At 41.7% G+C, this 9,925-nt stretch carries 9 protein-coding genes; 2 read left to right on the top strand and 7 right to left on the bottom strand.

What is annotated here, in order from left to right:
* Positions 1-212 precede the first annotated feature (212 nt).
* Positions 213-785, bottom strand: coding sequence for a nucleotidyltransferase family protein (locus HMPREF2764_RS07855; RefSeq protein ID WP_070528582.1), 573 nt, complete (start codon positions 783-785; stop codon positions 213-215).
* Positions 766-1,764, bottom strand: a complete 999-nt coding sequence (ruvB, locus tag HMPREF2764_RS07850) for a Holliday junction branch migration DNA helicase RuvB (protein ID WP_004239104.1) — start codon at positions 1,762-1,764, stop codon at positions 766-768. Before ruvB ends, HMPREF2764_RS07855 begins: the two co-directional genes overlap by 20 nt.
* Before the next feature lie 133 nt (positions 1,765-1,897).
* Here ruvB and HMPREF2764_RS07845 point away from each other — a divergent pair, with 133 nt between their 5' ends.
* Positions 1,898-1,990 carry a type I toxin-antitoxin system Fst family toxin gene (locus tag HMPREF2764_RS07845; protein ID WP_000970382.1) on the top strand — a complete coding sequence of 31 codons (93 nt, stop codon included), beginning with the start codon at positions 1,898-1,900 and terminating at the stop codon, positions 1,988-1,990.
* A gap of 825 nt (positions 1,991-2,815) precedes the next feature.
* Here the strand turns inward: HMPREF2764_RS07845 and HMPREF2764_RS07840 are convergent.
* From HMPREF2764_RS07840 to leuS, 3 genes are all read right to left on the bottom strand, one after another.
* On the bottom strand, positions 2,816-3,232 hold the full coding sequence (locus HMPREF2764_RS07840; RefSeq protein WP_070528579.1) for a GNAT family N-acetyltransferase: 417 nt from the start codon (positions 3,230-3,232) through the stop codon (positions 2,816-2,818).
* Positions 3,233-3,243: 11 nt separating this feature from the next.
* A complete protein-coding gene (locus HMPREF2764_RS07835; RefSeq protein WP_070528577.1) occupies positions 3,244-3,939 on the bottom strand; it encodes a GNAT family N-acetyltransferase in 696 nt (231 codons plus the stop codon).
* Between the two features lie 194 nt (positions 3,940-4,133).
* Complete coding sequence (gene leuS / locus HMPREF2764_RS07830) at positions 4,134-6,635, bottom strand: leucine--tRNA ligase (RefSeq protein WP_070528574.1); 2,502 nt, start codon at positions 6,633-6,635, stop codon at positions 4,134-4,136.
* A gap of 168 nt (positions 6,636-6,803) precedes the next feature.
* On the opposite strand from leuS, the gene HMPREF2764_RS07825 reads away from it, so the two are divergent.
* The gene (locus HMPREF2764_RS07825) at positions 6,804-7,367 is read left to right on the top strand and encodes a methyltransferase family protein (protein WP_000365730.1); all 564 of its coding nucleotides are present in this window, start codon (positions 6,804-6,806) and stop codon (positions 7,365-7,367) included.
* Between the two features lie 291 nt (positions 7,368-7,658).
* On the opposite strand, the gene HMPREF2764_RS07820 is transcribed toward HMPREF2764_RS07825, so the two are convergent.
* On the bottom strand, positions 7,659-8,351 hold the full coding sequence (locus HMPREF2764_RS07820) for a histidine phosphatase family protein (RefSeq protein WP_000049281.1): 693 nt from the start codon (positions 8,349-8,351) through the stop codon (positions 7,659-7,661).
* A 235-nt stretch (positions 8,352-8,586) separates the two neighbouring features.
* Positions 8,587-9,924 carry a PFL family protein gene (locus HMPREF2764_RS07815; protein WP_070528571.1) on the bottom strand — a complete coding sequence of 446 codons (1,338 nt, stop codon included), beginning with the start codon at positions 9,922-9,924 and terminating at the stop codon, positions 8,587-8,589.
* Position 9,925 lies beyond the last annotated feature (1 nt).

Below are 9,925 nucleotides of genomic sequence, written 5' to 3'. Positions count from 1 at the left end.
TTTTGAGCAACCTGCGGCTAGCTTCCTAGTTTGCACTTTGATTTTCATTGAGTATTATTCTCAGGTACAAAGCCCATTTTTCAAAAAAATAAGCCGCCTGATTGGGCGACTTTATTTTTTATAGGGAGATTATTATGAAAAAGTTTTAGGAGTTTAAGTTAAGGTCTTCTTAACTTATGGACTTAGTATACACTTCCTAGCTTAAAGTTTTCTTAAGTATTTTTAAAAATCAAATTTTTCCATTTATCCTGCCAATTTTTCTTGGATAATCGTGTTTTATAGAGAGCCATTCGTTCTTGATTCTCTAAAAAATGAGGAGTTGGACGAACTTGAAAATTCAAAATATCCTCCAAACCATAAGGTACATAGAGCTCAAAATCGGATTCTTCATTCAAGCGCAGTCCAACTGCCGTACACCGTTCTGGATACTTACTCATAGCATCACGAGAACTAGTATAGGGAGAAGTGTGAGGACTGTGCTGGTGCATATAGACTTGATTTTTCAATTCCCACTGATACTGAGGAAAATCCTCTCGCAGTTTTTTCTCTAGGGACAAGGTTTCCTCATAAGAAATATCTGGATCAAAGAAAATCACATCTACATCTGTTTCACAGTCAAAAGGGGATTTGTCTGACAAGAGATTCCAAATAAAATTTCTGACAGAACCTGCTGCCAACCAGGAATCTGTTAACTCTAGGTTTCGGATGATAGTCAGAATAGCCATCATATCTGGATTTTTTCTAAAAGCCTCTAGAATTTCTTGCTCATTTTTCACTGTATTCATAACCTAAATGCTCATATGCCTTAGCAGTCGCCACCCGTCCAGACCGTGTCCGCATGATAAAACCTTTTTGAATCAAGTAAGGCTCATACATGTCTTCGACAGTCTCGCGCTCCTCAGCAATATTAACAGAAAGAGTTCCTAAGCCGACGGGACCACCACCGTACATCTCAATCATGGTGCGAAGGATTTTCTGGTCCACATAGTCCAGGCCTTCATGGTCAACATCCAGCATAGTCAAAGCCTTATCAGTAATAAGATCATCGATCACCCCATTCCCCATTATCTGGGCAAAATCGCGCACGCGCTTGAGGAGACGATTGGCAATACGAGGGGTCCCACGACTACGTAGGGCCAACTCAGATGCTGCCTCATGAGTGATTTCCATCTCAAAAATATCTGCCGTCCGCTCGACAATTTCTGTCAAGTCAGCATGAGCATAATACTCCATATGCCCCGTAATCCCAAAACGTGCCCGTAGTGGATTTGAGAGCATACCAGCCCGAGTCGTCGCACCAATCAAGGTAAAAGGTGGCAACTCCAAATGAACACTGCGACTGCCTTCACCAGCCCCAATCATGATATCAATGTAGAAGTCCTCCATGGCACTATAAAGCACCTCTTCCACAGACATGGGCAAGCGATGAATCTCATCAATAAAAAGGACATCCCCAGGCTCTAAGTCATTCAAAATCGCTACCAAATCACCAGCTTTTTCAATGACTGGACCCGAAGTCTGCTTGAGATTGACACCTAGTTCGTTGGCAATAACAAAAGCCATGGTTGTTTTTCCCAAGCCTGGAGGGCCAAATAAGAGCACATGATCCAGCGCTTCATCCCTCATTTTAGCAGCTTCGATAAAGATTTGGAGCTGGTCCTTGACCTTGTCCTGCCCAATATATTCACGTAAATACTGAGGACGGAGCGTGCGTTCCACTAACTCCTCATCCCCCATTATCTCATTATCTAAAATTCTACTCATGGCTCTATTATATCAAAAATCCAAGCCACAAACAAAAAAGCCACCCGATTGGGTGACTCCTGAGTTTAGCACTTATGTGGTATAATATTATACGGCACTTCTACACCGCCTACGAAAGGAGGTGAGATAGCCCATGATGGAATTAGTACTCAAAACTATCATCGGACCAATTGTGGTCGGTGTCGTTCTTCGATTAGTCGATAAATGGCTAAACAAGGACAAATAGTGTCAAAAAGACCCCAAGCTTATTTGGACGTGAGCTTGGGGTCTTTTCTAGCCTATGATATAGAACTAGTACTCAATTCCTTTTTATTATCCCATAGTTCACAAAATTTGTCAAAGGTTTATATTCGCGGCTTTTCAAGCTTTAACCGCTGTACAACAAAACGGTCAAGATTAAGAGAAAGTTAGGGATTCTATCAATTTCATAAAAATTTTGATTTCGTAAACGAAGAGACAAGCTTACATATCACTCCTCATTTAATACGCCACTACTGGACAAGTAAAATCATCATTACAATAGTTCCATTCCTTCAATTAACAGTCACCTACAATCAAATTAAGGTTGAATTCACTTAAATAACAACAGACCTATTTCTTAATCATATTCGCTAAAAAAGTCCCCGCCAATTCCCCGACAAAAATCCAAAAAATACCTGAAAATATCGGAAAATGATTTTTAGAACAGTCCCCAAAAGCCTGAAATAGAGCAAAAAAACTCCACCTGATTGGGTGGAGTTAAGGGAGATTATTATGAAAAAGAAAAGTTTAGGATTTTATTAAATAAAGTTAGGAGGTCTTTATTTAATAACTATATGATACAAGACGAAGCTTAAAACTAGCTTAACTTTTCTCAAATTTTACTATTTTGCAATAAAATTCTATCACCATCACCTATCCACGAAAAAAGCCACCTGATTGGGTGACTTCATTAGGAGATTATGATGAAAAAAGTTTTAGGATTTCATTAAATAAAGTTAGGAGGTCTTTATTTAATGACTATATAATACTAGACCATCCTTAAACTTTGCTTAAGAAAAAACAAGTTTTGTTATTTTTCTCGATTCGTCCAAGTCATCCCTATACAATTATAGGTGGATAAGATTTCAAAGCCCATAGAACGATAGAAGCCCAAGGTTCTTTCTGTCTGTTCTGTTACCAGCTGGACTTGATAGGCATCTTTGTAATCCTCTAAAGCCTCTCTCATTAGGGCACTACCAATCCCTTGGCGCTGATAGCTAGGCAAAACAATTAAATCCTGAACCAATACTGATGAGAATCCATCTCCAACTAAACGAATCAAGCCCACCACAGCATCGCCATCAAGCGCCACATAAATCGCTAATGAATGAGATAAGGCCTGCTCCAGCATCTCTGGTTGATGGGTATAATTTGTCCAACCGACAGCCTGATAGAGATGCAAAACATCCTCTAGCTTGACAATTTCTTGCTTTTTAATAGTAATCATCTCAACACCTCTTAGAGTTCTCTCAAGCTCTTGTACTGCTGTCCATTTTTGTCAAAATTTTCAGGACGCAACCATGTTTCCAAACGAGATTTTACTTTGGGCCAATCCTTATCAATTATAGACAACCAATCCGTATCCCTCGTGCGCCCCTTATAAACCACTGCCTGACGGAAGGTTCCTTCATAAATAAAGCCCAAACGTTCCGCTGCTCGTCTTGATGGCAGGTTAAGAGCATCGCATTTCCACTTATAGCGACGATAGTTAAGCTCCTCGAAAACATAGCGCGCCAGGATATACTGGGCTTCTGTCCCTATTCGTGTCCCCCTGAGCTCTGGAGAAAAAGTGACAGCTCCCACTTCTATTACTCGGTTATTCTGGTCAATACGCATGAGAGAAAAAGTTCCCAAAGCCTTACCAGTTGACCTGTCTATGATTGCATAGTAAAAACGGTCCTTACGAGCTAACATCTGATTTAAAAGGGTAACCAGCTCCTCCATATCTGCCACTGGTTCCTGAAAAAGGTAGGTCCACATCTCCCGAGGAGTATCCGGACCATAAACAGCTAATAAATCCTCCGTATGCTTTCCCACTGAAAGAGCTTCTATTCGAGCATATCGCCCTTCTAAGAAATCAATAGAAGGCAATTCACCTGGTGTATAACCTTCCATTGACTCACCAATCATTTGACCATATTCATTTACTGGCATAACTTTCCCCTTGTTTTGCTTTCCAAACTTTATAGTTGCCCATAGTATATCATACTTTCATAAGAAGACTCAAAAAATCCTCCAGATTCTACTCTGAAGGATTCCTATCTTATTTCACAACAATATTAACCAATTTAGTTGGCTTCAATAGTCCAGTGGACTATTGAAGGTGGCAGATAGAGCTAATAAACTCGTTATTTAACGACGATATTAACGAGTTTGTTAGGTACCGCAATCACTTTCACAATTTCCTTACCATCAATCTCTGCTTTGACTTTTTCGTCAGCCAGAGCAATTTCTTGCAATTCTTCGCGTGACAGGTCTTTAGCGACCATGAGTTTGGCACGGACTTTTCCTTTGATTTGGACGACGATTTCAATTTCGTCTTCAACCAATTTGCTTTCGTCCCAAGTTGGCCAAGCTACGTAAGAGATTGACTCACCTGTTGCTGCGACTGTTTGCCAGAGCTCTTCTGCCAAGTGTGGCGCAACTGGGGCAAGTAATTGGATAAATCCTTTGGCGTAGTCTACATAGAGTTTGTCTTCCTTGTTGGCAGCGTTGACAAAGACCATAAGTTGGGCAATGGCTGTGTTGAATTTCATGGATTCGATTTGCTCAGTGACAGATTTGACTGTTTCATTGTAAACCTTGTCAAGAGCACCATTATTTTCCGCAACAATTTCTTTACTTGTAATCAAACGGTAAACACGGTCAAGGAATTTACGGCTTCCTTCCAAACCTTCTTCTGACCAAGCGATGGAAGCATCGAGTGGCCCCATGAACATTTCATAAACACGAAGGGTATCAGCACCATATTGTTCCACCACATCGTCTGGGTTGACAACGTTCTTGAGCGATTTAGACATCTTGGCTGGTGCTTGCTCCAACTCTTCCCCTGTTTCCACATGGAAGAAGGAACCGTCACGTTTTTCAACCTTGTCAGTCGCCACAAGAGCGCCACGGTGGTCACGGTAGCTAGTACCCAAGATCATTCCTTGGTTAAAGAGTTTTTGGAATGGCTCTTTAGTTGGAACGACACCGAGATCATAGAGGAATTTGTGCCAGAAACGAGCGTAGAGCAAGTGAAGAACGGCGTGTTCTGCACCACCCACGTAGATATCGACTGGCAACCATTGTTTGAGAAGGTCCTCATCAGCCAATTTCTCTGTGTTGTGTGGATCGATATAGCGGAGGTAGTACCAACTTGAACCAGCCCATTGTGGCATCGTATTGGTTTCACGACGACCTTTGACCCCATCTTCACGAGTTACTTCAAGCCAGTCTGTCAAGTTAGCCAATGGGCTTTCACCCGTACCTGAAGGGCGGATGTCCTTGGTGACTGGCAAGACAAGTGGGAGTTCATTTTCAGGAACAGCCGTTGAAGTCCCATCTTCCCAATGAATAATTGGGATTGGTTCACCCCAGTAACGTTGACGGCTAAAGAGCCAGTCGCGGAGACGGTAGGTAACCTTCTCTTGTCCACAACCTTTCTCTTCCAACCAAGCTACGATTTTAGCAATGGCGTCTTCTTTGTTAAGACCATCTAGGAAGTCTGAATTGACATGAAGTCCATCTTCTGTGTAGGCAGCTTCCGCCACATTACCACCTTCAAGCACTTCTACGATTGGAAGACCAAACTGTTTGGCAAATTCCCAGTCACGTTGGTCGTGGGCTGGCACAGCCATTACCGCACCTGTTCCATAGCTAGCAAGAACATAGTCCGCAATCCAGATTGGAATTTCTTTGCCATTGACAGGGTTGATGGCATAAGCACCGGTCCAAACCCCTGTTTTTTCCTTGGCAAGGTCGGTACGAGCCAAGTCAGACTTAAGACTAGCTTGATGTTTGTAGTCTGCTATGGCTTCAGCTTGCTCTGGACTTGTGATAGCGTCAACTAGGTCATGTTCAGGAGCCAAGACAGTGAAAGTCGCACCGAAAAGGGTATCAGGACGAGTTGTAAAGACTGTAAATTCCTTGTCGGTTCCTTTTACTTTGAAAGTTACATTGGCACCAGTTGATTTCCCAATCCAGTTGCGTTGCATATCCTTGATAGACTCTGGCCAATCAAGTTCATCCAAGTCATTGAGCAAGCGCTCTGCATAGGCCGTGATTTTGAGCATCCATTGGCGCATTGGTTTGCGGACAACTGGATAGCCTCCACGCTCAGAAGTTCCATCAGGAAGAACCTCTTCGTTGGCAATGGCCGTTCCCAATTCTTCCACCCAGTTTACTGGTACTTCGGCTTCATAGGCCAATCCTTTTTCGTAAAGTTTGGTGAAAATCCACTGCGTCCATTTGTAGTAGTTTGGATCTGTTGTGTTGACTTCACGATCCCAGTCATAAGAGAATCCAAGTGCATTGATTTGACGTTTGAAGTTAGCAATGTTTTCCGCTGTAAATTCTGCTGGGTCATTCCCCGTATCCATAGCGTATTGCTCTGCAGGCAAACCAAAGGCATCCCATCCCATTGGGTGAAGGACGTTGTAGCCTTGCGCACGTTTGTAACGGCTGAGAATATCCGTTGCTGTGTAACCTTCTGGGTGTCCTACGTGCAATCCAGCTCCTGAAGGATATGGGAACATGTCCAGAGCATAGAACTTCGGTTTTGAGGCATCTGTTCCTGTCTTAAACGTATGATGTTTCGCCCAGTAGCCTTGCCACTTAGGCTCAATTTCCTTATGATTGTAAAAACTCATGGTCTCTCTCCAATTTTATGATGTTACTATTATACCATTTTCAAGAGATTTTTACAGATGAAATCATGAAGTTTCCATTGATACCTATTACAAAACATACTCTAACTATTTCCTTTTAATTGACCACTAAAATTGAAAGTTGTATAATGCTAACTGGAGGAAATAATCATGGATTTACAAACTATTTTTGCATATGGGTTCATTCTCATTTTCATCATCACAGAAACGTGGATTAAAAGGAAAACAAAATCAAACAATGAAAATAACTCTGAAGACAAAGGAAGTCGTTACATCATTATTGGTAGTGTTGTTTGTTGTCTTCTATTAATGAATGAACAACTTCTACCTTCTATAGCTCAATTGCCACATTTTTTGATCTATATTGGAATTCTCCTTTCTCTAGCCGGCTTTGTATTACGTATCTATGCAGTTAATTATCTTGGGAAGAATTTTACACTTGCGGTTCAAACAACAGATAGTCAGCAGTTGGTAGAAGCAGGTCCCTACTCTATAGTAAGAAATCCTGCCTATACTGGTAGCATCGTATCCATACTTGGCTTGTCAATTGTTTCATTAAATCCTCTCACAATTATTATTTGTCTCATTCTATTGGTAGTTGGTTACAGTATTCGATTAAAAGTAGAAGAAAAAGCCTTATACAATCATTTTGGAGAAGCATATGAAACATACTGTCAAAAGGTTCGCTATCGAATTTTCCCTTATATTTGGTAATTTCATTCAAATATAACATACCTTTCAACTAGATTTGAATGATTACTAAACATGATAAATATTTTTTTAATGAAGGATTGAGTTTTGCGTTATGCAAGATTCAATCTTTTTAGTTTGATTTCACTCTGTTTATATCGGATACCACTATGTTGGACTTTAGGGTATTATTTCTCTAAAATAATTCTAGCTTTCCTTTCATAACATCTCCCAAAAATTTTTACTTTTTCGGAACTATTGATTTAAATCATATCCTTTAACTCAAAATTAGCTCCTAATCGGAGCTAACTTCTATTAACTATTTGTCTCTAACATCTTCTCACGTCCGAGCTCTCGATAACTACGGTCACCAACAACTTCTACGCTAAACTGACCGTCCTCATATTCAAGAATCGTCACGCTACCATTATCGAGACCATGCGGATGCATGCCATTGATCAGATAAACAATGGTACCAATCGTCATTCCATGGCTCACAACGAGGGCATTACCCCCACCTTGTTCTTCCATTTCTTTAGCAATCGCTTCAAAGCCTTCCTTGATTCGACCACTGAGTTTTTCCCAACCTTCAGCCCAGCCTGCAGTATCAACCTCTACCAAACCTTCTGCTAGTTCTGCATAGGACAACTGATGAACATGGTCTACATTGAAAATTCTCGGAATCAATCCCATAAAGAGGTCCCCATCATAGGCCCCATCAAAACTACCAAAGCACCACTCTCTGATGCGCTTGTCCATGCGGTAAGGGATTTTCCCCTGTAGTCCAAGTTCTTCTAGGATAATTCCCATGGTTTGAATAGTGCGACCTGAATCACTGGAATAAGCGCGGTCAAACTGCAAGCCAGACTCTCTCAAGCCAATTCCCAGTTCATGGATTCCCAACTCACCTTCTGCAGTCAGAGGTGTATCACTCCATCCTTGAGCACGTCCAATGGTGTTAAACATCGTTTTCCCATGACGGACCAAATACAATCTTACTTTAGACATTTTCTATCCTCCATTTTCTTCTATTATATCATGGATCAAAGAAATATTCGGCTTTCAAAAGCAAAGCCAACATTTGTAAATTATCCAAAAGAAAAGCTACCCTCATGGTAGCTTCCCTAGGAGATTATTATGAAAAAGTTTAGGATTTCTATTAAACAAAGTTAGGAGGTCTTCATTTAATGATTATAGTATACACATCCATCCTTAAAAACAACTTAAATCATCTCACTTTTTCTCAATTTTTAAAACTATGGATTGGAGCTGGGATTTGCCCACCGCGAGAGATGAAATCAACAGACGAAGCCCCGTTGACTTTCATCACTGGAGCTGTCCCTAGCAAGCCACCAAACTCAATCATATCGCCTTCTTTGCCCTTTGGAATAATACGAACAGCTGTCGTTTTCATGTTAATAACACCGATTGCCGCCTCATCTGCAATCATAGCTGCAATGGTTTCAGCAGGCGTATCTTCCGGAATGGCAATCATATCCAGTCCAACTGAACAGATAGCCGTCATGGCTTCTAGTTTCTCTAAATTCAGAGAGCCATCTTGCACCGCAGCAATCATCCCCTCATCTTCAGAAACGGGGATAAAAGCACCTGACAAGCCACCGACTTGGTTACAAGCCATCACTCCGCCCTTCTTAACTTGGTCATTCAAAAGAGCGAGGGCAGCCGTTGTCCCATGCGTACCAACTGTTTCTAGGCCCATTTCCTCAAGGACACGAGCCACAGAATCACCAACTGCAGGAGTAGGTGCCAAGCTTAGGTCGACAATTCCAAAGTCAACACCAAGGCGTTCACTCGCCATTTGTCCAACCAGCTGACCGATACGAGTAATCTTGAATGCTGTTTTCTTGACTGTTTCCGCTACTACATCAAAGCTCTCTCCACGAACCTTTTCCAAGGCACGCTTGACCACACCAGGACCCGAAACCCCGACATTGATGATAACATCTGCTTCGCCAACACCATGGAAAGCCCCTGCCATAAAAGGATTGTCCTCAACAGCATTAGCAAATACGACCAACTTGGCCGCACCCATATCTGACATCGCAGCTGTTTCCTTGATGATACGTCCCATATCAGCGACCGCAGTCATGTTGATACCTGACTTAGTTGAGCCAATGTTAACAGACGAACAAACCTTGTCTGTCTCAGCTAGAGCGCGTGGGATAGAATTGATGAGAATTTCATCTCCTTTTTGGTAGCCTTTTTGTACCAAAGCTGAGAATCCACCGATAAAGTCAACACCAATCTCCTTGGCAGCCTTGTCAAGTGCCTTTGCCAAAACAAAATAGTCAGTCGCATCAGTCGCTGCACCAATCAAAGAAATCGGAGTCACCGATACCCGTTTATTAACAATAGGAATCCCAAGTTCTGCAGCAATTTCGTCTCCTACAGCCACTAAATTTGCAGCTTTAGTGGTGATTTTTTGGTAAATCTTTTCAGCAGCACGTTCAATATCTGGATCAATGCAGTCCAAAAGGGAAATCCCCATGGTGATGGTTCTGATATCGAAGTTCTGCTCCTCGATCATGGCAATGGTTTCTGTAACTTGTCTAATATCCATA

The organism is Streptococcus sp. HMSC073F11 (assembly GCF_001810785.1).
In the GTDB taxonomy this organism is placed as follows: domain Bacteria; phylum Bacillota; class Bacilli; order Lactobacillales; family Streptococcaceae; genus Streptococcus.
The sequence above is the reverse complement of the archived record's forward strand: the minus strand, read 5'-3'. Positions and strand labels throughout refer to the sequence as shown.

Coding starts and splice junctions, on each gene's coding strand:
- HMPREF2764_RS07840 (WP_070528579.1), bottom strand. CDS start 3,232: ATGATTACTATTAAAAAGCAAGAAATTGTCAAGCTAGAGGATGTTTTG.
- HMPREF2764_RS07820 (WP_000049281.1), bottom strand. CDS start 8,351: ATGTCTAAAGTAAGATTGTATTTGGTCCGTCATGGGAAAACGATGTTT.
- HMPREF2764_RS07825 (WP_000365730.1), top strand. CDS start 6,804: ATGGATTTACAAACTATTTTTGCATATGGGTTCATTCTCATTTTCATC.
- leuS (WP_070528574.1), bottom strand. CDS start 6,635: ATGAGTTTTTACAATCATAAGGAAATTGAGCCTAAGTGGCAAGGCTAC.
- HMPREF2764_RS07845 (WP_000970382.1), top strand. CDS start 1,898: ATGATGGAATTAGTACTCAAAACTATCATCGGACCAATTGTGGTCGGT.
- HMPREF2764_RS07855 (WP_070528582.1), bottom strand. CDS start 785: ATGAATACAGTGAAAAATGAGCAAGAAATTCTAGAGGCTTTTAGAAAA.
- ruvB (WP_004239104.1), bottom strand. CDS start 1,764: ATGAGTAGAATTTTAGATAATGAGATAATGGGGGATGAGGAGTTAGTG.
- HMPREF2764_RS07815 (WP_070528571.1), bottom strand. CDS start 9,924: ATGGATATTAGACAAGTTACAGAAACCATTGCCATGATCGAGGAGCAG.
- HMPREF2764_RS07835 (WP_070528577.1), bottom strand. CDS start 3,939: ATGCCAGTAAATGAATATGGTCAAATGATTGGTGAGTCAATGGAAGGT.